20 protein-coding genes are annotated in these 25,234 nt (G+C 68.5%); 11 read left to right on the forward strand and 9 right to left on the reverse strand.

Annotation, left to right across the window (positions count from 1 at the left end; translation table 11 throughout):
• Positions 1-90 precede the first annotated feature (90 nt).
• Positions 91-1,509: an aminotransferase family protein gene (locus VAR608DRAFT_RS10560; RefSeq protein WP_088954030.1), complete on the reverse strand. Its 1,419-nt coding sequence runs from the start codon at positions 1,507-1,509 to the stop codon at positions 91-93.
• A gap of 71 nt (positions 1,510-1,580) precedes the next feature.
• Between VAR608DRAFT_RS10560 and VAR608DRAFT_RS10565 the strand changes: the two genes are divergently transcribed.
• Together VAR608DRAFT_RS10565 and VAR608DRAFT_RS10570 are read left to right on the forward strand one after the other, a co-directional pair.
• Entirely contained in the window at positions 1,581-2,498 is a 918-nt protein-coding gene (locus VAR608DRAFT_RS10565) for a LysR family transcriptional regulator (RefSeq protein ID WP_088954031.1), read from the forward strand.
• A gap of 111 nt (positions 2,499-2,609) precedes the next feature.
• A complete protein-coding gene (locus tag VAR608DRAFT_RS10570) occupies positions 2,610-4,289 on the forward strand; it encodes a glycosyltransferase family 39 protein (protein ID WP_157730803.1) in 1,680 nt (559 codons plus the stop codon).
• Positions 4,290-4,382: 93 nt separating this feature from the next.
• Here VAR608DRAFT_RS10570 and VAR608DRAFT_RS10575 read toward each other — a convergent pair whose 3' ends face one another.
• Entirely contained in the window at positions 4,383-4,841 is a 459-nt protein-coding gene (locus VAR608DRAFT_RS10575) for a GAF domain-containing protein (protein ID WP_088954033.1), read from the reverse strand.
• 157 nt (positions 4,842-4,998) lie between these two features.
• On the opposite strand from VAR608DRAFT_RS10575, the gene VAR608DRAFT_RS10580 reads away from it, so the two are divergent.
• The 3 genes from VAR608DRAFT_RS10580 (at position 4,999) to VAR608DRAFT_RS10590 (ending at position 8,017) form a co-directional block, all read left to right on the forward strand.
• On the forward strand, positions 4,999-5,418 hold the full coding sequence (locus VAR608DRAFT_RS10580) for an FHA domain-containing protein (protein ID WP_088954034.1): 420 nt from the start codon (positions 4,999-5,001) through the stop codon (positions 5,416-5,418).
• A gap of 183 nt (positions 5,419-5,601) precedes the next feature.
• The gene (locus VAR608DRAFT_RS10585) at positions 5,602-6,252 is read left to right on the forward strand and encodes a response regulator (RefSeq protein ID WP_088954035.1); all 651 of its coding nucleotides are present in this window, start codon (positions 5,602-5,604) and stop codon (positions 6,250-6,252) included.
• Positions 6,191-8,017, forward strand: coding sequence for an ATP-binding response regulator (locus tag VAR608DRAFT_RS10590; RefSeq protein ID WP_172843835.1), 1,827 nt, complete (start codon positions 6,191-6,193; stop codon positions 8,015-8,017). Before VAR608DRAFT_RS10585 ends, VAR608DRAFT_RS10590 begins: the two co-directional genes overlap by 62 nt.
• Positions 8,018-8,081: 64 nt before the next feature.
• Here the strand turns inward: VAR608DRAFT_RS10590 and VAR608DRAFT_RS10595 are convergent, their stop codons facing one another.
• Positions 8,082-8,735: a 3-oxoacid CoA-transferase subunit B gene (locus VAR608DRAFT_RS10595; RefSeq protein WP_088954037.1), complete on the reverse strand. Its 654-nt coding sequence runs from the start codon at positions 8,733-8,735 to the stop codon at positions 8,082-8,084.
• A 2-nt stretch (positions 8,736-8,737) separates the two neighbouring features.
• A complete protein-coding gene (locus VAR608DRAFT_RS10600; protein WP_088954038.1) occupies positions 8,738-9,385 on the reverse strand; it encodes a CoA transferase subunit A in 648 nt (215 codons plus the stop codon).
• Positions 9,386-9,588: 203 nt separating this feature from the next.
• Here VAR608DRAFT_RS10600 and VAR608DRAFT_RS10605 point away from each other — a divergent pair, with 203 nt between their 5' ends.
• The 4 genes from VAR608DRAFT_RS10605 (at position 9,589) to VAR608DRAFT_RS10620 (ending at position 13,363) form a co-directional block, all read left to right on the forward strand.
• Positions 9,589-9,858, forward strand: coding sequence for a hypothetical protein (locus VAR608DRAFT_RS10605; protein ID WP_443082946.1), 270 nt, complete (start codon positions 9,589-9,591; stop codon positions 9,856-9,858).
• 225 nt (positions 9,859-10,083) lie between these two features.
• Positions 10,084-11,463: a DUF3300 domain-containing protein gene (locus VAR608DRAFT_RS10610; protein ID WP_231973423.1), complete on the forward strand. Its 1,380-nt coding sequence runs from the start codon at positions 10,084-10,086 to the stop codon at positions 11,461-11,463.
• 23 nt (positions 11,464-11,486) lie between these two features.
• Positions 11,487-12,383, forward strand: coding sequence for a DUF2950 domain-containing protein (locus VAR608DRAFT_RS10615; RefSeq protein WP_088958719.1), 897 nt, complete (start codon positions 11,487-11,489; stop codon positions 12,381-12,383).
• Positions 12,384-12,694: 311 nt separating this feature from the next.
• Complete coding sequence (locus VAR608DRAFT_RS10620; protein ID WP_088954040.1) at positions 12,695-13,363, forward strand: hypothetical protein; 669 nt, start codon at positions 12,695-12,697, stop codon at positions 13,361-13,363.
• Positions 13,364-13,408: 45 nt separating this feature from the next.
• Here the strand turns inward: VAR608DRAFT_RS10620 and VAR608DRAFT_RS10625 are convergent, their stop codons facing one another.
• The 5 genes from VAR608DRAFT_RS10625 to VAR608DRAFT_RS10645 all read right to left on the reverse strand — a co-directional run bounded on the left by VAR608DRAFT_RS10625 (position 13,409) and on the right by VAR608DRAFT_RS10645 (position 21,869).
• A complete protein-coding gene (locus VAR608DRAFT_RS10625) occupies positions 13,409-13,960 on the reverse strand; it encodes a DUF1345 domain-containing protein (protein WP_231973424.1) in 552 nt (183 codons plus the stop codon).
• A gap of 262 nt (positions 13,961-14,222) precedes the next feature.
• A complete protein-coding gene (locus tag VAR608DRAFT_RS10630) occupies positions 14,223-15,866 on the reverse strand; it encodes an alkaline phosphatase D family protein (RefSeq protein WP_157730807.1) in 1,644 nt (547 codons plus the stop codon).
• The gene (locus tag VAR608DRAFT_RS10635; RefSeq protein ID WP_088954043.1) at positions 15,820-19,764 is read right to left on the reverse strand and encodes a GMC oxidoreductase; all 3,945 of its coding nucleotides are present in this window, start codon (positions 19,762-19,764) and stop codon (positions 15,820-15,822) included. Before VAR608DRAFT_RS10635 ends, VAR608DRAFT_RS10630 begins: the two co-directional genes overlap by 47 nt.
• A gap of 122 nt (positions 19,765-19,886) precedes the next feature.
• Positions 19,887-20,876 carry a zinc-dependent alcohol dehydrogenase family protein gene (locus VAR608DRAFT_RS10640; RefSeq protein ID WP_088954044.1) on the reverse strand — a complete coding sequence of 330 codons (990 nt, stop codon included), beginning with the start codon at positions 20,874-20,876 and terminating at the stop codon, positions 19,887-19,889.
• 30 nt (positions 20,877-20,906) lie between these two features.
• Positions 20,907-21,869, reverse strand: a complete 963-nt coding sequence (locus tag VAR608DRAFT_RS10645; RefSeq protein WP_088954045.1) for a sulfonate ABC transporter substrate-binding protein — start codon at positions 21,867-21,869, stop codon at positions 20,907-20,909.
• Between the two features lie 182 nt (positions 21,870-22,051).
• On the opposite strand from VAR608DRAFT_RS10645, the gene VAR608DRAFT_RS10650 reads away from it, so the two are divergent.
• Both VAR608DRAFT_RS10650 and VAR608DRAFT_RS10655 read left to right on the forward strand, forming a co-directional pair.
• Positions 22,052-23,977: a PAS domain-containing hybrid sensor histidine kinase/response regulator gene (locus VAR608DRAFT_RS10650; RefSeq protein ID WP_197700505.1), complete on the forward strand. Its 1,926-nt coding sequence runs from the start codon at positions 22,052-22,054 to the stop codon at positions 23,975-23,977.
• 106 nt (positions 23,978-24,083) lie between these two features.
• A complete protein-coding gene (locus VAR608DRAFT_RS10655) occupies positions 24,084-25,229 on the forward strand; it encodes an efflux RND transporter periplasmic adaptor subunit (protein ID WP_231973426.1) in 1,146 nt (381 codons plus the stop codon).
• Positions 25,230-25,234: the final 5 nt, after the last annotated feature.

Below are 25,234 nucleotides of genomic sequence, written 5' to 3' on the forward strand. Positions count from 1 at the left end.
AGGGTCTGCGGAGTTGGAGCGTGAGAAAGGAAGGGTGGTGCAGAACGGGTTCGCGCCGTTGCGCGCCTTGCGAGTGATTCGCGCGGTCGCTCAGATCAGCTTGAGTCGCGTCACTTCGTCCGCCAGATCGGCCAGCGCGCGCTCCAGCCGTTCGACCAGCTCGTCGAGCTCGGATTCGCTGATCGTCAGCGGCGGCGTGATCATCTGGAAGTCGCCGAAGGCGCCGAGGTTGGCCCGGCGGTTGTAGAGGGCGATGCCGTGCCGAAGCCCATGCAGCGTGAGCTTCGCGGGCGCATTGAATTCCGGTGGCAGGGCGCGGCGCGAGGCCTTGTCGGCCACGATCTCGATCGCGCTGAGCAAGCCGAGGCCACGCACGTCGCCCACCATCGGCGAACGATCGGCGAGCGCTTCGAGCCGCCGGCGCAGGCCAAGGCCGCGTTCGCGGGCGCGGGCCACGAGGCCCTGGCGCTCGACCTCGTCCATCACCGCATTGGCGACCGCGCACGACAGCGGGTTCGTGAAATAGGTGTGCCCATGCACGAAGCCGCCGCTGCCGGCCACCGCGTCGACGATGCGGTCGGGTGCCAGAAGACAGCCGAGCGGCGTGTAGCCGGCGGCGAGGCCCTTGGCCAGCGTCACGAGATCGGGCCGTGCGGCGCGCCAGTGGTGGGCCGCGAGGAACTCGCCGGTGCGGCCCGCGCCGCTCATGATCTCGTCGTAGATCAGCAGCACGCCGTACTGGTCGCAGATCTGCCGCACCCGCGCGAAATAGGCGGCCGGCGACACCACCGCGCCGGTCGACAGGCCGCCGATCGGTTCGAGGATGAAGGCCAGCACCGTCTCCGGTCCTTCGCGCTCGATGGTCCGGGCCAGGTCCTCGGCGCAGGCCATCGCATAGCTTTCCTCGGTATGGCCCTCGGGCAGCCGGTACGACAGCGGCGCGGGCACTTTGGGCATCGTCTTGATCATGGGCCCGTAGATCGCCTGCGTGTGTTCATCGCCGGTGACCGCAAGCGCGCCGAGCGTCGAGCCGTGGTAGCTCGGGTTGCGCGAGATCACCTTCCAGCGGCTGCCCTGGCCGCTCACCACCGCGTAGTGGCGCGCGAGCTTGAGCGCCGACTCGTTCGCCTCCGACCCTCCCGAGACGAAGAAGGCGCGGTCGAAGCCGTCGCCGGCCAATGTGCAAACGCGGTCGGCCAGCGCGATGTTGTGCTCGCTCTCGAAGAAGCGCGGATACGCGAAGCTCACCCGCGCGGCCTGTTCCTGCATGGCGGCCAGCACGTGCGGGTTGCCGTGGCCGATGTTGGCCACCACCGCGCCGGCGGTCGCATCCAGGTAGCGGTGTCCGTCCGCATCCCACAGGTAGACGCCCTCGCCGCGGCCGACGCGCGGGGGGCGCGGCGAGCCCTTGGGGCTGTAGAAGGCGAGGACCGAGCCGCCGTGCGGCGTGTCGCCCAGGAGGCGTGTCGGGGCGGAGATCGCGGAAGAACGGGCAGCGGGTTGATTCATGGCGCAACGATACGGAGATCGCAGCCACAAAGGAAGCAGCATGGAAGGATGAAGTCCTATACGCTAGATGCATGAAGCTCGTTCACGACCGCATCGACCTGCTGGCCACTTTCCTGCGCATCGCCGAGACCGGCTCGCTCAGCAAGGCTGCGCGCCTGCTGGGCATCACCCAGCCCACCGCCAGCCGGCGCCTGTTGGAACTGGAGCGGCTGCTCGGCTGCAGGCTCGCGCTGCGGACCACCGCCAGCTTCTCGCTGACCGACGAGGGGCGGCTCCTGATGGTCGAGGCGAGGGCCTTGTCCGATCGCTGGGCGAGCCTCTCCGAGCGGATCTCCGGCGGCCGCAGCCGCCCCGAGGGCACCTTGCGCGTGATCGGTCCCTCGGGCTACGGCACCGGCTTCCTGACCGATGCAGTGACGGACCTGCGCGCCGCATGGCCGCAACTGCGCGTGGAGCTCACGCTGACCGACCGCGTGGTTGACCTGGTCGCGACCGGCGCCGAATGCTGGGTCTGCGTGGGCGAAGTGCGCGACCCGGGCCTCGTGAGCCGGCACCTGGGCGACATGGAGCGCATCCTCGTCGCGCATCCCGCGCTGCTGCGCCGCGTCGGGCGCGTGACTCCGGCCAGCTTGCCGACCCTGCCGTGCGTGGGTCTCGTGCCGTACTTCGTCGATGCGGTCCGCCTGCTCGACAAGTCCGGGCGTTCGCAGACGGTATCGATCGACACGCCCCTGCGCACCGACAGCCTGCTGTCGAGCTACCGCGCGATCCTGAACGGCGACGGCATCGGCGCCGCCGCGCCGTGGATGTGCCAGGCCGATCTGGAGTCGGGTCGCCTCAAGCGCGTGCTGCCGCGCCTGTGGCTCGAACCGGTGGGCATCCACGTGGCGCTGCCGCCGGGCCTGCACCGGCCGGCGCGCGTGACGGCTTTCATCGATGCCTTGCGGCGAAGGATCAAGGACATGCGGGGATTTCGCGCCGCGATGTAGAGGCCGCCGGGAGATCCCCATTACATTCAGGCCCTGTTCACCCTCATTAACGTGTGATTCATTCCCACGTAGCAACCTCCCGGGCTCTTCTCCGGCCATCATCGACTTCCCGTGTTTCCTGCAACCCGATCACATTCGACCCGACCTGTCGCGCTCGCGTCGCTGGGCCTCGCACTGATGCTCGTGGTGCTCGGCGTGATCTGGTTCGCCGGCCTCGGCGCGCGATCGTTGATCAGCCCGGACGAAGGCCGCTACGCCTCGATCGCGCTCGCGATGGCGCGCAGCGGCGACTGGGTCACGCCGCGCCTGAACGGACTGCTCTATTTCGAGAAGCCGGTCATGCAGTACTGGATCGGCGCGCTGGCCTTCCTCGGCCTTGGCGTATCCGAATTCTCGGCCCGCCTGTGGCCCGCGCTCTCGGGCTTCCTCACGCTGCTGATGGTGGGCTACACCGCCGCGCGCCTCTGGGGACGCGAGAGCGGCATCCGCGCGCTGGCGATCGCCGCGTCGATGACCTGGATCATCGGCAACAGCCACTTCCTCACGCTCGATGCGGGACTGACCTTCTTCCTGACCGTGGTGCTCTGCGCGGTCCTTCTGGCCGAAGGTGCGACGTCGGGTTCCGCCGCGGCGCGACGCCGCTGGATCTGGCTCGCCTGGGCGGCGATGGCGGGCGCCGTGCTGAGCAAGGGCCTGGTGGGCCTGCTGATCCCGGCCGCTGTCCTGTTCCTCACCAGCCTGTGGCGCCGCGATGCGTCGCTGATTCGCGGCATGCACTGGCTCTCGGGCCTCACGATCCTCTTCGCGCTCGCGGCGCCGTGGTTCGTCCTAGTGTCGATGCGCAATCCGATCTTCGCCCAGTTCTTCTTCGTGCACGAGCACTTCGCGCGCTATCTGACCACCGTGCATCAGCGGCAGGGCGCGTGGTGGTACTACGTCCCGCTGCTGCTGGGCGGCATGCTGCCGTGGACCAGCGCCTTGCCGTGGCTGGCGCGCGCAAGCGCGACGGACCACGGCCGCCCCGCCAGCACCCAGGAGCGCGACCTGCTCGTCATCTGGTGCGCCTTCCTGTTCCTCTTCTTCAGCGCATCGGGCTCCAAGCTGCCCTCGTACATCCTGCCGATGTTCCCGGCGCTCGCGCTGCTGGCGGCGCGCGCGCTTCGCGATGCGCGGCCGACCGCATTGCGCTGGCATCTTCTGCTGCCGACGCTCGCATGGGTAGTGGCCTTCGTCGCCTCGACGAAGGTGGCCCGGTTCGCATCACCCGTCACGCCGGCCGAGGTGCTGGCGCCGATCGCGGAGGCGGTGCGCCTCGGCGCCATCGTCTTCGTGACCTGCGCCGCGCTCGCAGGGTTCTGCCTCGGCCGCCGGCGAGTGACGGTCGCGATCCTCTCTGTCGCATTCGGTCATCTGATCGCGACCTCGGCGGTCCTTCGATCGCTCGATGCGTTCGGCCAGCTCGAGAGCGCGGCGCCTGTTGCTGCGGCACTGCGCCCCGAACTGCAGCCGGGAACGCCGGTGTTCGCCGTCGGCGCGTACGACCAGACGCTGCCCTTCTATCTCGGCCGCAACGTGACGCTGGCGGGCTACGCCGATGAATTCGCGCTCGGCGAAGTCCAGGAACCCGACAAGTGGCTCAAGTCAGTCGACGACTTCGTCGAGCGCTGGCAGGCGCTCCCGCAGGCCGCGGCCTACATGAACCCGGCGACCTGGACCGAGCTGAAGCAGCGCGGCGTGCCGATGCGTGTCGTCTACCACGATCGGCGCCGTGTCGTCGTCGTGAAGAACTGACCCGACCGCGCGCGCTCGGCCGTCCATTTGCGCGCCTCGCGCACCGGCGGACTCCAGTGCCATCCGCACGCACGTGGCGCTGCTGCGGCCCGCCTACGCGAGGTAGCCGACGAACTGCGGGATCACCTCCCGCAGGAAGTGGATCTCTTCGCTGGGAATGCTGCGCGGCTCGAGGTCGAAATGGATGAAGGTCCCATAGGGCTCGCCGGATTCCTTCGTCAGCAGCCGCCCGTAGTACGACTCGACCATGCCGACATAGGGCCGGTCGGTCAGGCGCTGATCCCGGGAGGCATGGCTGGTCACGAATTCGCCATGCTCCACCGCGTGCTGGCAGAAGCTCCGGCCGAGCGGCACCACCTTCAGCCAGCTTCGGTATTCGGATTCGCGATCGAAGGCGTGCGCCGCATGCATCACGTCGCCGTTCAGTCTGTAGATCGCCGTGAACCGGAAGCGCGTCCGGTCGTTGAGCATGGCCAGCGCCGGCACGATCCCGCTATTGGCCAGGAGGTCGCGAACCGCTGCCGCGGGGGTGGGCAAATCGATATCGTGCATGTGTTCCCTGATTGAGAGGCGGGTGCGAATCTTACGCAATTCTTACGACGGCCCGGATCAGGGTTGACCCCCTCTGGGCCCTACAGATTCGCCCCTACCCAGCCGATATAGCACGTGCGCGTGAAGGTCTTGTGGCCACGCGTCTGGACCACCCACCATGCCAACCCTCCTCATGATGACCGCGGCCGGTGAAACCCGGCAGGTGCAACTCGCCCCCCAGGGGAACAGAGTGGGCCGCGGCCCGGGCAACGACGTGATCGTCGATTCCGCGCAGGCCAGCCGCGACCATGCGCTGATCGACGTCGAGCAGGCCTTCGTCACCATCACCGACCTCGGCAGCCGCAATGGCACCTTCGTCAACGACATCCGGATCGAGACCCAGGTGCTCGCCGACGGCGACGCGATCCGGCTCGGCAGCTACGAGATGCGCTTCGTCGCGACCGACCAGGAGTTCACCCGGATCGAGGCGCTGCGCATGCTCACGATGCACGGGCTGCTGGTCAACGTCCCGCGCCCGGCCGCCCCCGATGCACCGACCGCGCCGGAGGCGCCGCTCAGCGGACGCGGGCGCCTCTAGAAGGGCGTGTTCAACTGAGCGCCTGACCGCCGCGGTGGGCGCGACCTCGTCCAAAAGAAGGAGATCGCGCGCGCTGGCGAAGTGTTAGGCTGTGCCGGCCTGAATCCCGCGCCGCGCTCCGGCTGCCGCAGCCTCCGGGATATGTGCACGACGTGAAGAGCAGCCAGGGAGAGCTTTCAGTTTATGCGCGCGCTTTGGATCGAGGATCACCAACTCGTCGGGGACTCCTTCGAGCTTCTACTTCAATTGATCATGCCCGACGCCTCGCTCGACAAGGCCCGCGATCTCGATAGCGCACGGCGGCTCATGGAGACCTTCCCCTACGAGCTCGTCCTGCTCGACTGGTGGCTCGGCACCCATGACGGCGAGCGTTCCATCCGGATGCTGCGCGAGGCGAGCCGCCACACGCCGATCATCGTGGTCTCGGGCGACGACCGCGACGTGGTGATGGACCGCGCGCTGGCCCTCGGCGCCTCCGGCTACGTGCCCAAGAGCGCCGACCCCGGTGCGCTGCTCGAAGCGGTGCGCGTCGCCCTGCGCGGCGGGGTGAGCCGGCCGCCGCGCCAGAACGGCAAAGCCGGTGACGGCGCACCCGGCGGCGGCCCCCTGCAGCCGGTCGACGTCGAAACCCTCTATCCGGACCTGACCCCGCGTCAGGCCGAAGTCTTCCGGGCGCTGATGCGCGGCAGCTCGGACAAGCAGATCGCGCGCGAACTCGACATCTCCGACACCACGGTGAAGACGCATGTTCGCGCCATCCTGCAGATCGTCGGTGTTCACAAGCGAGGAGAAGCAGCGCACGAAGCTCGCGTCAGGGGTGCGGGTGATCTCTGACGCGAGCATCGGCCTGTCCGTCCGGGAGCTGCAGCCCCTGGTCGAGGCCGAGCAGGTGCGGCTGTCGGTGCAGCAGCTGCGCCGGCTGCTGCTGCCGCTGATTCTTGCGGATGCCTTCGTCACCTGGGTCGGGTGGCAGGTCGGGCTGCAGGCGATCGCGCTCGCCTGGTTCGCGGTCATGGTGGTCGCCCATACCGCGCGCTGGTTCTACCTGCTGCGCATCGGCGAGCCGGGCCGCGTTGAGCCGGCCACATGGCTGTCGCGGTCGGCCGCCGCGCTGATCGGGCTGGCGGTGCTGCGCTCGGCGATGGTGCTGATGATCTTCACGCGTCCGGTCGGCGAATACCACTATGTGCTCACGATGATCTCCTTCGGCAGCGCGGTCGGCGCGATCTCGCCGGTCGCAGGCCACCTGCGCAGCTACGTGGGCTGGATGGCGATCGTCGGCGCGGCGCTGTGCATCGGCTGGGTCACGCGCGGCACGCTCGAAGGCAGCGCCATCGCGACGCTGCTGCTGCTGCTCTTCGTGGTGCTCACCTTCTACGTGCGCGACCAGGGGCGCGCGCTGGTGCAGCTCGTGTCCCTGTCCGAATCGCTGCGGCGCGAACGCGACCGGGCGGAAAAAGCCAGCGAGGCCAAGACGCGCTTCTTCGCCGCCGCGAGCCACGACCTGCGGCAGCCGCTCACCGCGCTGTCGTACAACGCCGCGACGGTGCAGGAACTCGCGCGCCTGAGCGGCGACGAAATGCTCGACCGCGTGGGGCAGGGCATCCGCCGCGCGCTCTCCGAAAGCAGCTCGCTGCTCGACAGCCTGCTCGAAGTCTCCAAGCTCGATGCCGGCGCGGTGCGCGCGGAGGAGCGCGAGGTCGACGTGATGAAGCTGCTCGGGCGCATCGCCGAATCGTTCACCCCGGTCGCGAACGCGGCGGGGCTCGAACTGCGCTGCCTCGGCGGCCATCACAAGGGCCTGTGGGTGCGCACCGATCTGGCCCTGCTGCGGCGGATCATCCAGAACCTGCTGGGCAACGCGATCAAGTTCACGCACGAGGGCCATGTCTCGATCGAGGCCTTCGCCGACGACCGCACCGGCAAGGACTGCGTGTGCATCCGCGTGTCCGACACCGGGCCGGGCATCCCGGACGAGCTCCAGGAGCATGTGTTCGAGGAGTTCTATCAGGTCGGCAATCCCGAGCGCAACCGCAGCCGCGGTCTGGGCCTGGGGCTCGCGATCGTGCGGCGCATCGCGGGCTTGTTGAACATCAACGTCACGCTGACCAGCCAGCCCGGCCAGGGGGCCGTGTTCGAGCTGCGCATGCCGCGCATCCCCGCGCCGCGCGGTGCCGGCGCGCAACTGCTTCCCGATGGCACCGAGGCCGCGCCGGCCAGCACGCGCAAGCGGGTGCTCTTCATCGACGACGAGCCCGAGATCCGGGAATCGTTGACCACATTGCTGTCCACCCTCGGCTGGGAGGTACGGTCCGCCAGTGACCAGCAGGAAGCCGAGGAAATCCACGAGGCGGGCTTCTCGCCCGATGTGCTGCTGATCGACTTCCGGCTGCGCGACAACGCATCGGGACTCGACGCGTGGAGGGCGCTGAAGCGGCGCGGCTGCGACGCCCCGGGTCTGATGATCACGGGCGAGACGGAGCCGCGCCGCATTGCGGCGGCGCGGGAAGCGGGCATCACGGTGCTCTACAAGCCTGTGGATGGCGCGCAGTTGCTGCAGGCGATGGGGCAGGCGCTGGGTTCGGCGATAACTTCCTGATCCTGGCTACGACGACGACTCCTACCGAGCTGTGTAGGGCAAATGGGTCTCTGCCGGGGAATGGTCAGGAAATCGCCATCGTGGTGACGCCTGCCGCGACGTCGAGCTTGGCTTCAGTTGCCGCCAGTACCTGCTCGACGCTCACGCCCGGCGCCGTCTCAATGAGCCTCAATCGTCCGCCTTGCTGGGCGATGACGGCCAGCTCCGTAACCACCAGGTCCACCGGCCGTGCCGAGGTCAGCGGCAAGTCACAGCGCTCGACGATCTTCGCCTTGCCTTTGGCGGTGTGCTGCATCGCCACCACGACACGCCGGGCGCCGGTGACGAGATCCATCGCGCCGCCCATGCCCGGGACCATCTTGCCGGGGATCATCCAGTTCGCGAGCAGGCCCTGGGCGTCCACCTGCATGCCGCCGAGCACGGTCATGTCGACGTGGCCGCCGCGGATCAGTCCGAACGAAATCGAGCTGTCGAAGGTGCAGGCACCGGGAATTGCCGTGACGGGGCGTCCGCCGGCATCCGTGAGCCTCGCCTGCACCAGCGCACCTTCGGGGATCGGGCCAGTGCCGATCAACCCGTTCTCGGACTGGAAGAACACGTTGATGCCGGCTGGCACGTAGCCCGCCACCAGCGTCGGGATGCCAATGCCAAGATTGACCAGCATGCCGTCCTTCAGTTCGAGGGCGATGCGCCGGGCGATGAGTGTTTGAGCGTCCATGATCAGCCCCTTCCGACCAGGTAGTCGACAAGCACGGCGGGCGTGACCACATGATCCGGCGACAACATGCCCACCGGCACGATCTGTTCGACCTCGGCAATCACCGTCTTGCCCGCCATCGCGATCACCGGGTTGAAGTTTCGCGCGGTCAGCGCATAGACCAGGTTACCCAGGTAGTCGGACATGAAGGCTTGCACCAGTGCGAAGTCCGCATGCAGGGCCGTCTCCACGAGATAGGGACGGCCGTCGACCTCGATCTTCTGCTTGCCTGCTTCGACGACGGTTCCTATGCCCGTAGGAGTGAGCACGCCTCCGAGTCCGTGACCGCCCGCGCGGATACGCTCGATCAGCGTGCCCTGCGGCACCAGGTCCACCTGCATCTCGCCGGAGAGCATCTTCTGCTGGGTTTCGGGGTTGAGGCCGATGTGGCTGGCAATCAACCTGCGCACTGCCTTGGCGCTAACCAGCTTGCCGATGCCGACGCCTGGCGAGGCGGAGTCGTTCGCGATCACCGTCAGGTCGTGTCGGCCCTGGCGCACCAGTTCATCAATCAGCCGGTCCGGTGAACCGACGCCCATGAAGCCCCCGACCATCACGGTCGCGCCGTCGGGAACAAGGGCCGCTGCATCCTCCACCGTTGTCGTGCGCATCTTTGGCCTCCGGGCAACAAGCATGGGCAGCATCCATCGCGGCCTCGCTTGAGTACCTCCGATGGAGCGATTGCATCCTGGATGATCAAAGACTATCGTGTCGAACGCAAGCGCCTGGTGGTTGACGCGACAGGGTTGCGGTAGCTTGTTCAACGGCCGCTCGGCGATCGATATTTGTATTTGCCTTGAGGAGTGCGCAAGTGATCAAGTTCGGAATCGCATATCGGCTCGCCGCCATTTCAGCAGGGGTCGCCGCAGTCGGCCTCTTCCTTGCCACGGGGACCGCGTTCGCCACGGAGCAGGCGCAACAACGCCAGCAAGGTCGAGCGGTGAATCAGGCTGCCAAGCAGGAGGCACACTCGACCAAGATCGACTGCAGGGCGGAAAACCAGAAGAGCAACGCCCAATGTCGCCAGGACAAGCGCCACGCGAAGCAAGAGGGACGGCAGGCAAAGCGCGAGATCAAGTACTGAACGGGCGGCGAAAATACGCTACTTCGCGGCCGTCGGCACAGCCTCAGGCCGACCGCGAACATCATCTTCTCGTCAGCGGACCGGGGCGCCTCTCGTAAACCCTCTGGACCGCTCGTGCGCGCGGCGTTGCCCAAAGGGGCAATGTTCAATTCCACATGGGCTGTCAACAATGGGGGCATGCTGGCCCGGACTACCCGAAAGTATCTCGTGCATTGATTGCCGATCATGAGACGCATGAACTTCTCTCTTGTTCCACCCTCGGCGCCGCTACCCTGCGCGCTGGCGCTGTCAGTATTTATCGCTGGATGCGCATACCCGGTGCCGGTGGCCGTTCAACAACCCGCGACGGTCGTGACAACGACGACAACGACGACCAGCACGCCCCGTCCGGCCGGCGCATCTGCGCCAGTACCCACGACGCCCGCACCAGACGGCACCTTCAGCCAGGCCCAGATCGACCAGTTGACGGCGCCCATTGCGCTATATCCAGACTCCCTGCTGTCGCAGGTATTGATGGCCTCGACGTATCCGGCCGATGTGGCTGATGCTGCGAAGTGGTCGAAGGCCAATCCCCAGCAATCTGGCGACGCTGCGGTGCGCGTCGTTGAGAATCAACCTTGGGACCCAAGCGTGAAATCGCTGGTGGCCTTTCCCCAGGTGATTCAGGCCATGGGCGATAAGCCCGACTGGGTGCAGAACCTTGGCGATGCGTTCCTCGCCTCATCCAAGGACGTGCTCGACTCCGCGCAACGCCTGCGCAGCAAGGCCCAGCAGGCCGGCAGCCTCAAGACCACCGAGCAGCAGACGGTGACCGTGGAGCAAGAGCCGCAGACGCAGCAGACGGTCATCAAGATCGAGCCCACGAACCCGCAAACGGTCTACGTGCCCACCTACAACCCGGCGGTGGTGTACGGCACCTGGCCATACCCCGCCTACCCGCCTTACTACTGGTATCCACCGGCGATGTACTACCCGGGCTACTACCCAGGCTATTACGCGGGGGCGGCGCTTGCCTTCGGCGTCGGGGTGGCGGCCACGGCGGCACTCTGGGGCAATGCCAATTGGGGCGGTGGCGACATCAACATCAACACGAACCGCTACAACAGCATCAATTCCAACCGCCAGATCGCCGCCAACCAGAACCGCTTCCAGCACAACGCGCAGAACCGGCGCGGCGTGCCCTATCGCGACAGCCGCAGCCAGCAGCAGTTCGGCAAGAACCTGCCCGGCGCGGAAAACCGCGGCGACTTTCGAGGCCGGGACGCGCAGCGGCAGCAGGCACAGAACAACCTGCAGCAACGGGGCATGGATCCAGGTGCAGGACGCGAGCAGTTGCGCAACGACCCCGGCGCACGCCAGCGCGCCGAGGCCGCCGCTGGGAGGGGTGACAGAGGCGGATTCGGCGGTGCTGGCGGTGACAGTGCCTTCCGCGGTGTCGGCGATGCCGGCCAGGCGCGCCAGCAGATTGACCGCGGTAGTGGCAGCCGCCAGTCCATGCAGCGCCAGTCGGGGGGGCGCGGCGGCTTCGGAGGCGGGGGCTATAGCGGTGGCGGGCGTGGCGGGGGCGGTTTTTCCAGGGGTGGACGCGGTGGCGGACGCCGATAGGCGTGAAGCAGAAAGGACAGATCATGCGCAATCCCACCTGCCGTTCGCGCACCCCCTCCGCGGCCGCACTTGTCTTGATTGGCGCGCTACTGGGCCCGGTAGCGGCCAGTGCTCAGCAGCCGTATCGCAGCGCCGAAGCGGCCACCGAAGCCTTTCACGATGCCATCGCGAGCAACGACGTAAAGGCGCTCGAGAAAGTGCTCGGGCCCGACTGGAGGCGCTTTGTCCCCAGCGACGACATCGGCCAGAGTGAATTGCAGACCTTTCTCGCCGCCTGGGACAAGAAGCACGCGGTGGAGTCGATTGGACAGGACAAGGCAGCGCTGACCGTGGGAGAAGGCGGATGGACCCTGCCGATCCCGCTCGTACTGAAAGGCGGAAGCTGGCGTTTCGACCCACGCGCGGGAGCGGACGAGATGCGCACGCGTCGCATCGGACGCAATGAACTGTCCGCCATGCAGGCGGTGCTGGCCTACTTCGACGCGCAGAAGGAATACGCTCAACGCGACCGGGACGGTGACGGCGTCCTCTCCTACGCGCAAAGGCTCGCCAGTACGCCGGGCCGACGCGACGGCCTGTACTGGCCGGCGGATGCTCAAGGCGAAAGCCCGCTCGGGCCGCGCTTCAGTTCCGTGAAGCCCGGCGAGGGCTACTACGGCTACCACTACAAGATTCTGACGGCCCAAGGAAAGGACGCGCCGGGCGGTGCTTACGACTACATCATCGGCAACCGCCTGCGTGCTGGTTTCGCGTTGATTGCGTGGCCCATCCGCTATGAGGATACGGGCGTGACCAGCTTCATGATCAGCCACGATGGTGTGCTCTATCAGAAGGACCTGGGGCCGCAAAGCGCAACGATCGCGGGGGAAATGAAGGTCTTCAACCCAGATTCGTCCTGGAGCAAAGCGACCGCGCCTTGATCGGCAGTCCAGGAGGCGTTGTGGCGCTGCCGCTTTCAAGCGACTTTCAGTCGGATCCGACTTCTTTTGAGCGCCTGATGGCCTGAAATACGCAGTCTGACTCTCACTCCGTTTCGCCGTGGCCACGTGCAATGCGAGGAGTCGTCGACGTGAACCTCTATCCCTCGAAGCCGGACGCCGGAGGGCCGCCTGCGGATTCGGATGCGCGCCGCCTGCTGCGATGAAAACCGTCCGCTTGCCGCTGGCGGAGCTGGCGTTGCTGCTCCCGCGTACGTACCATTGCGACGACAGCCTCGGAATGGAGTCGAAAGTTGACGTCGCCCAAACTTGATGCGCTGCTGCGCAGATGCGCATGTACCGCCGCGCCGGAAGCCGCGTTCTGGAAAGGTGTTGTCGCGAACCTCAACGAGGCCAGTCCAAACTGGGGCCTCGACCTCAATGTGACCCGCGCGCCGCGCTCCGCCGATGCATTCGTCTACCTGGTGGACACGAGCAACATGTGGCTTGCGAGTGCCGCGATTGAGCCGGAGCAGTTGGCCCGGCTCCGCCAGGAATACGGCGCGGGCGAAGCGGCCGCGAACAGTCAGCGTGCCCGCGCTGCGGAGGCGATTGCCGCTGCGAGTGCGACCGGCGATCCGACGGCATCACCGGAGACGCTCATCGCGTTCGCCGCGGCCCTGCGGGCGATCGCCGCGTCGCCGGACTTCGACGCCGCGAGCCGGCACGAATGCCCGTTGCTGGAGAACCACCACTGGATCGTGCTGCTGTATCGACTCGCGGATGGAGCGCTGACCGCGGGGCTGGGCCTCGTCGATGAGCCTTATGCGGGCATGCTCGAGCGCGGCGTGCTCCTGGAATGCATCGAGAACATGGTGCAAACGGATCTCGGGTCGCCGCGAACCTGCGTGAACCAGGCGATCAGGCGGGCGGGCGGCGTGCAGTTTGCGGCGGCCATGAGGCACTTGAAGCTGCACCCGTGAGTGCCGCGCACGACCTGCGCATCTCGAATACGCCAGGACCCGCCGTCAGAAGAGACTCGCTCCAATGTTGATCAGCAGTGCCAGCACGGTCGTGTTGAAGAGGTAGGACAGGATGCAGTGGACCGAGCCGATGCGGCGCATGGGCTTCGAGACAAACGACACATCAGCCGTTTGCCCGGATGTACCGATGATGGCCGCAAAGTGGAAGAAGTCCCCGTAGTCCGGCTGATCGTCATTCGGAAACGCCAGTCCCACGGGCCGGCCATGACATGCCGCTGCGTAGTAGTCGTGCGCATAGTGGAGCGCGAACATCACCTGGATGAACGCCCAGGATGAAAGAACCGTGACGCCGGAAAGCGCGATGTGGGCAATCCTCAGCGAGCCATGCATGTCCTTGACCACCGCCAACTCGCCGGCGATCGCTGCGAGGCTCGCAATGGCGGACACGACGACAAGCAGCAGGATCACCAGCTGGCCCTCGTCCTGGATCTGCGCGCGATGGCGCATGCGATGCTGCGACGACCGAGCCATCATGATCGCAGCAAGTGCAACGTAGAGGCAGGTGCCGGCGTTCCAGGCAATCAGCCACCGTGTCACGCCGTGACTTGCCACATCGACCGGCAAAAAGATGCCGACAAGGATCGCGATGCCAGTTGAAATATAGAGGCGTGGTCGCGCGCGCACCTGACGGAAGATTCTGTTTCGCTGCCAATTCATCTCGTGAGTCCGGAGAGAGGGAATGAAGGTCGGCGAAAAGAATAGACGATCTGGACTGGCATTCAGCGGCCGGGTCTGGTCCCGTGCTTGACGTGACGCAGCGCATTGCCCCCGCCAGATCCATCAGCGTCGAGGCTGCCATCTAAGCCAGATCCAGTGTCCGCATCACCTTGCGCCGCGCGCCATCGAACTCCACGTCGAGGTGCCACGCCCCCTGTGCCGACCGATACGGCCGCAGGATCGCAAAGCCGTCCCCGCTGTCCGGAAAGAAGGTCTTCACATGGCACCTGAACTTGCGGCAGAGGCCGGCGTGCTGCTGCTCGTCGATGAATTCGAAAGTCTCGTCGGCCGCGAAGTCTTCGATCGCTGAATTCGCGAAGGCATAGGGCGCATAGAGCGCCGAGCTGTGGACCGAGTACACGACCACCTTGCGCCCCTCGAACATGCATTCGATGGTGATGGTCGCGATGCACGACAGGTGCTCGTCGCCCGAGAGGAAGACCACGCGCTGCGCGTTGGCGTCGTACAGCCGGGCCAGCAGCTTGTGCAGCGAACCCGGATAGCCGGCCCAGGAGTCCGTCTGCAGCGCGAGGCCGAGCGGGTTCCGGCTCCCGGGGCGACCGCGCATCGAGAGATAGCGCGGCAGCACGATCGACGCCGAGACGACGAAGGCCGGCGGCGAGTCCGGCCCCTGCGTGCGGATCCACTTGTGCAGCTCGGCGGACTGGGGCTTGCGCAGGATCGACGCGTAGGCGAGGTTGCCGATGGTGCGGCCCTGCCGCTTGGAGCGGGTGTCGGTGAAGAAGAACGCGTGGCCGTGCAGTTCCGTGGCGAGCCAGAGGCGCTTGTCGCTCACCGTGCCGCGCACCGCCGGCGGCCACATGCTGCGCTGGCGCATCACATACAGGCGGCGGCCCTGCGCCATCTCGTCCTGGAGCTCGTCGTGGCCATAGCCGCGCGGGCGCGGCTCCCAGTTGTCCGCCACCTCGTGGTCGTCGAGCATCGGGAAGATCTCGGCCCCGGCCACGCGCAGCACGCGCTGCAGGCCGGCATTGAGCAGGAAGGATTCGTAGGCGAACGACAGCCGCTCCAGCAGCTTGCTCGGATCGAACAGGCCCGCGGTGCGATCGACGTAGACCTGGTCGCCGGTCAGCACGGTGAAGCGGATCGACGGGTCGTTCTCCAGCCGCGCGCCGAGCCGCCACAGCGAACGTTCGGCCGGGCCGATGTAGCGGTCCTCCAGCGCGCGGGTGCGCACCCGCACGGTGGCGTCGAGCATGCCGGCCGGGTACTGGCAGCTGCCCAGCGCAAAGCTCGCACCGCGCCCGGGCGCGAGCGCCTGGTCGACGCGCCGCGTCACGATGCCGCTTTCGAGCGACACCGGCTCGCGGTGGCCGGCGATCTCGTCGTATTCCACGTCGCCGCCGATCGCCACCTGCGGATGCAGCAGGAGCAGCAGCGCGCGGCGCGCGTTGCCGGGCCATGGCAGCGTCACGGTCACGGCCTGCCGGTCGGCGCAGAGTTCGACCGCCACCGGCGCGGCATCGATGCGCCGAAGCGCCGGCAGGTCGACCAGCCGCCCGCCCTGGCGGATCTTCCAGCGGCCTTCGAAGTCCTCGACCGGCACCAGCACCGCCTTGTGCGGCACGCCGTTGCGCTGGTCGAAGGTCACGCGGCAGGCGAGCAGCGCGCCGGCCACCATCTCCGGCGGCGCCGCGAAGGACCTCGGCGGCAGCGCCTTATGCAGTTGCGACGCCGACGGCAGCGGTTTCGGGTTCTGGGTCATGGTCCGGGTTCTCGATGTTCGCGCGAAGGAAGGCGCTGATCTCGCGATAGGCCAGGCGCGCGTTGATGCCGACCAGGCTGTCCTGGTGCCCCATGTCGCGGAACTCGACCGAGCTGCCGCGGCAGTGCGCATCGTTCAGCAGGTCGACCACGCGCTGCCGGGTGGCGATGTCGAGCAGCCCGTTGTCGCTGCTGTGCAGCGACAGGATGCGGTGCGCAGGGTCCTTGTTCCAGACCTGCCTGATGTGATTCGGCACCATGCCCGCGCCGTTGCCGCAGCGGTCCGTCACCACGCCGTAGCGCGCGAAGGCGATCACTTGCGCGACGGTCTGCAGGTTCATCGGGCCGAAGAAGTCGTCGATCGCTTCGAGCACCGCATCCGACATGCCGTCGAGCTTGAAGGTCACGCCGTAGAGCGCATCCATGCGGTGCCGCGCAGCGACCCACGGCGTGCGCTTTCCCGGCGGCCAGAGGGGGTTCTCGCGGAAGAAGTCCTCGCGCGGATAGGGCACGGCCGCGAGCAGCCGGTCGAACATGTCGTCGGCCGAGCCGGGCTTCTCGGGCGTGAACTCGAAGGCGCCCATCCCGATGAACTCGCGCAGCCATTGCATGAGGTAGGCGCGCGCCATGTTGGCCGGCGACATCACCAGCGCCGGCCCCACCTGCGAGATCACCAGCCGGCCCAGGCGATCGGCAAGCAGGGCCCGCAGTTCGGGAAAGCGGTCGGCGCCGCGCTCGATGTGCGTGCCGAAGAGGCCGAGCGACAGCATCGCCACGCCCATGCAATGCGCGACCACGTCCACCTTCTTCGCGCCGGTGTGGCGGCAGATGTGGTCGATGGCGAGCGGGATGTCCTGGCAGCCCATCTGCTCGAAGAACCAGGGCTCGCGCGCGGTCGGCATGCCGGCGCTGCTGCGCAGGTCGAGCACCCACACGTCGTGGCCCTTGCCGTACAGGTGGCCCGCCAACCCGCCCTCGGGCAGCAGCCGGTGCGCGAAGGTGGTGCCGCTGGCGCTGTAGCCGTGGATCAGCATCACGGGATCGAGCCGCTTGTCCTTGCCGGGGCCATAGCGCGTCAGGCGCATCCGCACCGGCCTGCCGCCCTGCATCACGTCCACCGTGAGCTCGACGACCTGCGGCGCCGGCACGTGCGGGATCGCGCCGGGCAGGCGCTGTGCCACGCGCGGCCGGGGCCGGTCGGGCAGCCGCAGTGACCACGCGTGGAGCGGCAGCATCACCCGCGCGAGGTACAGGAGCAGCGAGGCCATGTCGATCAGCGCGCTCGCATGATCGGGCTGCGAGGCGATGCGCACCAGCGGCACGTTGACGCGGCCGAAATAGGGCAGGTCGACCGCGAGCGGCTTGCGCTGGTCGGCCGGATCGCGGTTCGGGAATTCGGTCAGTTCGGCGTAGAGCCACTGGTTGACCGGGTTCGCGGCCCGTTCGTAGGTGAGCCGCTTGGCCGCGCGGATCGGCCGGCCCTGCCAATCCGCCTCATCTCCGAGCCGGCGATCCAGCACCGTCGGCGCGAGGATCTGCAGCTCGTATTCGAGCAGCCGCACGCCCGCCGCGCGCGATGCGAGATAGAGCGCGGACTTGACCAGCTCGCTCCAGGGCGGCGCAGGCTTCGGACCTCGCCGCCGGACCCTGTCGAACAGACCCTGCACCGCATCGCGCAGCCCCCGATTGCGCACCCATGCGGAGAGGCCGCGGACCGTGCGTCCCGCCCGGCCGGACGGCCGATGCCGCATCAGCGTCAGCGCGCCGCTCAAGGGTGCCTCCAGCAGCAACTCCCGTCTCGACGTCGGTGGGCGGGTCCGCGTGCCGAGTTCGAGCGGCGACGGCCAGGGCTCGGCCGGCTTCAAGAGCCGCACATGGCTGCGCGAGGCGTCGACGGTCATCTGGCGCGGGGACTGCGAGGCGATCAGCGAGGAGACGGCCTGCGGCTCGAACCAGAGCCTCAGCTCCAGGTCCAGCGCGACCGCCTTGCCTTCGAATTCGATCGTCACGCGGCTCTTCATCTGCTCGGTCATCTCGATGAAGGTCGATTGCCGCGGCTGCGGCGCCACCTGGCGGGACATCGGGCGCAGCGGCTGCCATTCGGGCGGCGGGTCGGGCGGATGCGCGGCCGGGTCCAGCTCGCCGAACCGCCACGCGCGCCGCAGGTGCCGCATCGCGCGCCGCGCGAGCATCGCGATGGTGAGCGAAGGATTGATGCCGAGCGAGGTCGGCACGATCGCGCCATCGAGCACCACGAGCCCGCCGTGTACGCGCTTCGAATCGCCGTCGAACACGCGGCCGAACTCGTCGACCACGCCCACGGCCGCGTGGTCGCCCATCGGGCAGCCGCCCAGCGGATGCACCGTGAGCACCGGCCCGCGCGCAAGGCCGTAGAGGCGCTCGAGCATGCCCGGCAACGGGCGCCAGATCGGATTGGGCAACACGCGCGCGCCACCGCCGTTCTTCGCGACCAGCGACTCGAGCGCCTGCTGGTGCTTGTCGAAGCTGGTGTCGCTGCGCACCCCGGGCCAGTCGACGCCGAGCGTGCCTTCCTCGCCGTCGCTGCCATCGCGGCCATCGCCCGGCAGGCGCAAGCGGCCGTTCGCGCCGTCGTGGCCGATCACCGCGACCACCAGGCTGTTGTCGATCAATTCCGGATCGATGCCCGCGACGTCCGGCTCGTCCGCGTCGCCGCTGTAGCGCCGCCGGTCGGGGGCGGTCAGCGACTGGATGGTGGCGACCGTGGTCGCGGTCTCCTCGAGCAGCCGCCGCAACGGGCCGGGGATCGCGAGGTCCTGGATCACGCACGGCGGGTCTTCGTGCCGGCGGTCGATCATGCGCGTGATCGTCGGGCCGCGCTGGTCGCCCAGCGAAGGCGCGAGTTCGGGCTCGCGCAGGATCGTGCTCAGGTTGTCGCCGTTGGCCGAGAAGCGCTCGCCGAGCACCGCCGACACCGGGAGCTTGCGGGCGCGGGCGCGCATCAGCAGTTCGGTCGAGCCGAGCGTGCCGGCCGCGAGCACCAGATGGCGCGCGCGGACCTCGTAGGGCGCCTTGATGTGCCGCCGCAGTTCCGTGTCGGTGTGGGTGACGAACACCTTCCAGTCGTACTCGGCGAGCTTCTCGAAGGTGGTGACCGTGGCCCCGGTCACGATGCGCACCGGCGCGGCATGGCGGGCGCAGGCCTGCGCGATCATCGTCACGTCGACCGAGAGCTTGGCGCCGACGTTGCAGCCGGTGGCGCAATCGCGGCAGCCGTTGCAGGCCTCGATGCCACGGGCCTCGTCGTCCTCGGCCGCGACGGTGACGTCGAGCGGGCACGCCGGCTTGCCGCCGAGCGCATCCATCAGCCCGGCGCGGCTCGCGAACTTGCCGCTCGACGAGGCCTGCAACTGCTGGCGCACTTCCGCGAGCGCGTCCATGAGACCGTGATCCTTGCGGATGCCCGCGGGCCAGCGCCGGTCCGCGAACACCCCGGGCAGCGGCGCGGCCATCACACCCGCGTTGATCAGCGAGCCGCCGCCCAGCCCGTTGGCGAGCACCACATTGACGTCAGACCCGAGCCGCAGGTCGAAGAGCCCCCAGGTGCGTCCCATCACCGAGGCATGGCCCGTGCGGCTGAAGCGCACATGCCCGGCCAGGTCCGCCATGGCCGAGGGGAAGGAGCCCGGCAGGTATTCCAGTCCGCGTTCGAGCATCGCGATGCGCAGCGGCCTGCCTTCGACGCCCCAGCCCGCAAGCTCATTGAGCGCCATCGCGCCGCCATAGCCGCTGCCGACGATCAGGACGTCGAAGTGGGGTTCGCTCCTCGGGTCCGCCGGCTGGTCGAGCCGGAGATCGCTCGCCAGTTCGGCCAGGTCGGCCGAGAGCCAGGCCGTGGCCGCTTGTTCTTGTTGCTTCATTCGCTGCGCGTTCGCTGGGCGGCCGCGAGATTGCGGCGGTGTGCGAGTTCACCAGAGCGCGTCAGCGCTGTCTATCCGCACAAGGGACTAGGCCGTCTCTTTTGCGTCACGGTGTGCGGGCGTCAGGGAATCAGCACCGCGGCGCCCTCGATCCGGCCCGCGCGCAGATCCGCCATCGCCTCGTTGGCCTGCTCCAGCGCATAGGTCGTGACGTGGACCTGCGGCGGATGCACGCGGACCACATCGAGGAACTCGTGCGCATCGGCGCGCGTGAGGTTCGCGACCGAGACCAGCTCGCGCTCTTCCCAGAGCAGCCGGTAGGGGAAGGCCGGGATGTCGCTCATGTGGATGCCGCCGCAGACCACGCGGCCGCCCTTGCGCACCGCCTGCAGCGCGAGCGGCACCAGCGCGCCGGCGGGCGCGAAGATGATCGCCGCGTCGAGCCGCCCGGGCGGCATCTCCTCCGATGCGCCGGCCCACACCGCGCCGAGCGAACGCGCGAAGGACTGGCTCACGGCGTCGCCCGCCCGCGTGAAGGCGTAGACCTCGCGCCCCTGGGCCACCGCCACCTGCGCGATCAGGTGCGCCGCCGCGCCGAAGCCGTAGAGGCCGAGCCGCCGCGCGCCGTCGCCGGCCGCCTTCAGGCTGCGCCAGCCGATCAAGCCCGCACACATCAGCGGCGCGATGCGCGCCGGCTCCTGCGCGGAATCGCGAAGCGGCAGGCAGAACTCGGCTTCGGCGATCACATGGCTCGCGAAGCCGCCGTCGCGGTCGTAGCCGGTGAAGCGCGGCGTGTCGCAGAGGTTCTCGCGCCCGGCCAGGCAGAACGCGCAATGCCCGCAGGTGTGGCCGAGCCAGGGCACGCCGACGCGGTCGCCGATCCGGTGCCCTTGAACGCCCGCGCCGACGGCCTCGACTTCGCCCACGATCTCGTGGCCCGGGACGATCGGGAGCTGGTGCTGCGGCAGGTCGCCGTCCACCACGTGCAGGTCGGTGCGGCACACGGCGCAGGCCAGCACGCAGAGGCGCACCTCGCCGGCCGCGGGTTCCGTGACCGGGCGCTGTTCCAGCCGCAACGGCTGGCCGGGGGCATGAAGCACCATGGCGCGCATCGTCCGCCGATTGTGCGGCGGCCTGCGCCTTCAGGCGAGACCCGGGGCGGCGGCCTCCAGCAGATTGATCCGCTTCGGGATCAGCTTGAGCTCGAAGAAGGTGTCGGCGATCTGCTGCTGCTCGCCGAGGATGGCCCGGGTGATCGGCCCGGTGCCGAAGGCCGAGCGCCCCACCACCACCTCGACCACCGGCTTCGGAATGCCCCACAGCTGCGCCAGCTCGCCGGCCAGTTCGTCCCTGTGGGCCTGGCCCCACTGGTCGACCTTGTCGAGCTCTTCGATCACGATCCTGATGACGTCGGCGTTCTTCGCGGCGTAGTCGAGCGAGGAAAAGTAATAGGCGCGGTTGCCGACCACGCCCGTGGCGTCGGCCAGCAGCGCGGCATCGAGCGTCTTCTGGGCCGAGGCGAAGAAGGGGTCCCAGATCAACCAGGCGTCGACCGAGCCCTTCTCGAAGGCGGCGCGCGCATCGGCGGGCGGCAGGAAGACCACGTTGACGTCGGCGTACTTGAGGCCGTGCTTCTGCAGCAGCTTCACGAGGAAGTAGTGGACGTTGCTGCCCTTGTTGAGCGCCACCTTCCTGCCCTTGAGGTCCGCGACCGTCCTGATCGCCGACCCCTTGGGCACCAGCACGCCTTCGGACCCCGGACGCGGCACCGTCGCCGCCACGTACGCCAGCGGCGCACCGGCCGCCTGCGCGAAGATCGGCGGCGCCTCGCCGACGTCGCCGAAGTCGATCGAGCCCACGTTCAGCGCCTCGAGCTGCACCGGCCCGGCGGTGAACTCGGTCCACTTGACCGCCACGCCCAGCGGCGCGAGCCGTTTTTCGAGGGTGCCGCGGCCCTTGAGCAGGCTCAGGTAGCCCTTCTGGTTGCCGATGCGCAATTCGCGCGCGGCGCCCTGGCTCCACGCGCCGGCGGCGGAAAAGGGAAGGGCGATGGCCGCCGCGCCCTGGAGAAAGCGCCGGCGCGGCAGGGAAGGTTTCTGCGTCATAGGGGAAAACGTGAGGATGAATCGGGCCGGCGATTGTTTCCCTCCGGCCGCGCGGCGCCCACGAAGGATTCCGACTGTCGATATCCGGTTTGCTTCGTTGTCGGGCGGCGGCGAAACGCGGCGTCCGCCGACGCCGGCTGTCGGCCGAGGGCTGCAAAATGCCGCCGGATTGCGGACGCCCAATGAAAGATCCCAACGTCACACCGCCACGGCCCCGCCACGCGATGCAGATCAGCGACTCCGACTTTCGCCTGATGGTCGAGGCGGTCAGCGACTATGCGATCTTCCTGCTCGACCCCAAGGGCTTCGTCCAGACCTGGAACGAGGGTGCGCGCCTGCTTGCGGGCTACGAGCGCGACGAGGTGCTGGGCCGGCACTTCAGCATCTTCTATCCGCCCGAGCTGCTGGCCCGCAAGTGGCCCGAGCACGAGCTGGAACAGGCCCTGGCCAGCGGCCGCTTCGAGGACGAGGGATGGCGGCTGCGCAAGGACGGCACCCGCTTCTGGGCCAGCATCGTCATCACCAAGGTGGTGGACGCGCGTGGCGCGCTGCGCGGCTTCTCCAAGATCACGCGCGACCTGAGCGAGCGCCGCCGCCAGGACGACCTGCTCAGGGCCAGCGAGGAGCGCTTCCGCCTCCTGGTCGAGGGGGTGCAGGACTACGCGATCTTCATGCTCGACCCCTCTGGCCACATCGTGAGCTGGAACCTCGGCGCGCAGAAGACCAAGGGCTACGAGGCCCCGGAAATCATCGGCAAGCACTTCTCGGTCTTCTATCCGCCGGAAGTCGCGGCGCGGGGCTGGCCCGAGCAGGAACTTCGGCTCGCGCTGCGCGACGGGCGCATGGAGGACGAGGGCTGGCGCGTGCGCAAGGACGGCAGCCGCTTCTGGGCCAGCGTGGTGATCACCGCGCTCTACGACGCCTCGGGGCGCCACCGCGGCTTCGCGAAAGTCACGCGCGACCTCACCGAGCGCCGCCGCGTCAGCAGCCTCGAAGACGAAGGCCGCCGCGTCGCGACCTTCCTCGCGATGCTCGGGCACGAGCTGCGCAACCCGCTGGCGCCGATCTCGAACGCGATGGCGCTGCTCGCGCGCGGATCGTCGGACGTGCAGATCGTCGAGAGGGTGCGCGACACCGTCGTGCGCCAGCTGCGGCAGCTCACCCGGCTGGTGGACGACCTGCTCGACGTGAGCCGCATCACCAGCGGCAAGATCCACCTGGAGGCCAAGCCGGTGCGGCTGCGCGATGCGGTGAACCTGGCGGTGGAGTCGGTCCAGCCGGCTTGCAGCGCCAAGTCGCAGAGCCTGCGCGTCGAGGCCGGCGCGGATCCGTGGATCATCGGCGACCAGGCGCGCATCGTGCAGATCATCTCGAACCTGCTGAACAACGCCTCGAAGTTCACTCCGCACGAAGGCCACATCGACCTGCGGCTCGCGATCGAGGGCATGCGGGCCGAGATCACGGTGCGCGACGACGGCCCGGGGATTCCGATCCAGGACCAGAAGCGCATCTTCGACCTCTTCGCGCAGGGCGAACAGGACGCCGCGCGCAGCCAGGGCGGGCTCGGCCTGGGCCTGAGCCTCGTGCAGCAGCTCGTCGCCCTGCAGGGCGGCACCGTGAGCGCCTTCAGCAGCGGCAAGAAGGGCGAGGGCGCGGAATTCCTCGTGCAGTTCCCGGTCGCGGCCCCACCCGCGAGCGCGGATCAGCGCCAGGAAGACGACGCGCGGAGCCGCCGCATTCTCGTCGTCGACGACAACCGCGATGCGGCCGAGACCATGCAGCTCCTGCTCGAAACCCTCGGCTACGACGCGAGCGTCGCCTATGACGGCATCGCCGGGCTGGCGGCGATCAAGGCACGCTCGCCCGACGTGGTGCTGCTCGACATCGGGCTGCCGGGCCTGAGCGGTCTCGAGGTGGCGAAGCGTGTCAGGAGCGAGGTCCTGCAGCAGCCGACGCTGATCGCGGTCACCGGCTACGGCCAGGAAAGCGACCGCGAGACCAGCTACGACGCGGGCTTTTTCGCCCACCTCACCAAGCCGGTGGCGCTGGAGCAGTTGCAGGTGCTGCTCGATCGCGTGCTGCCGCTCGGCCCGCAACCGGCCTCCTGAGGCACCGGCGCTTGCGCGTTGTCAAGCCGCTCGCGGAAGCGGCCGGCTGGCGCTCGTCTTGCTATCCTGTCGCAGAGCTGCCAGCTTCCTGATGGAAGGAGATCGCTTGATCCATCGACGAGCCCCACGTCTCGGTGCCCTCCTGATGCTCCCGCTCTTCGTCGCCGCCTGCGGCAACGACCAGGGGGCGCCTGCGGCGGCGGCGCGGTCGATGGCGGTGCTGGTCACCACGGTGCAGAGCGCGCCGGTCTCCAACGTGGTCGAGCTTCCGGGCCGCATCGAAGCCGTGCGCACCGCCGAAGTGCGGGCGCGCGTCGACGGCATCGTCGAAAAAAGGCTCTACCAGGAAGGCACCGACGTCGCGGCCGGCGCGCCGCTCTTCCTCATCGATCCGCGCGACTACCGCGCGCTGCTGCAGCAGGCGCAGGCGGCGCTCGCCCGCGCCGAAGCCGCGCGGTCCAACGCCGCCTCGATCGTGACGCGCTTCAGGCCGCTGGTGGCGCGGCAGGCCGTCAGCGCGCAGGAATTCGAAGCCGCTCAGACGACGCTGCGGCAGGCCGAGGCCAACGTCTCCGATGCGGGCGCCGAGGTCACGCGCGCGCAACTGCGCTTCGAGCGCAGCACCGTGCGCGCGCCGATCGCCGGGCGCGCGGGCCGCGCGCAGGTCACCGAAGGCGCGCTGGTCAGCGCCAGCGCGGCCACGCTGATGACGCAGATCAACCAGCTTTCGCCGATCAGCGCGATCTTCACGCAGTCCAACACCGCGATCCTCGATTTCGGCGAGCAGGTGCGCGCCGGCAGGGTCAAGGTGCCGGACATGGCGCATGTCGAGGTGCGGCTCATCCTCGCCAACGGGCAGGAATTCCCCGAGCCCGGCTACCTCGACTTCACCGATCTCGCGGTCGATCCTTCCACCGGCACGCAGACCCTGCGCGCGCAGTTCCCCAACGCCTCGCGCACGCTGCTGCCGGGGCAGTTCGTGCGCGGGCGCATCACTGCCGGGGTGCAGAAGACCGGCATCCGGGTGCCCGAGCGCGCCGTGCAGCTCGATGCCAACGCGGCCAGTGTCGCGCTCGTCGGCCCCGACGGCACCGTGCAGCGGCGCGAGGTGAAGGTGGGTACGCAGGAGGAGGGCGAATGGGTCGTCCAGGACGGGCTCCAGCCGGGCGACCGGGTGATCGTCGACGGATGGCACAAGGTCCGGCCCGGCCAGAAGGTGAATCCGCAACCGGCCCCTGCCGCCACGCGCTGAGCGCA

It is taken from the genome of Variovorax sp. HW608, from assembly GCF_900090195.1.
GTDB lineage: Bacteria > Pseudomonadota > Gammaproteobacteria > Burkholderiales > Burkholderiaceae_C > Variovorax.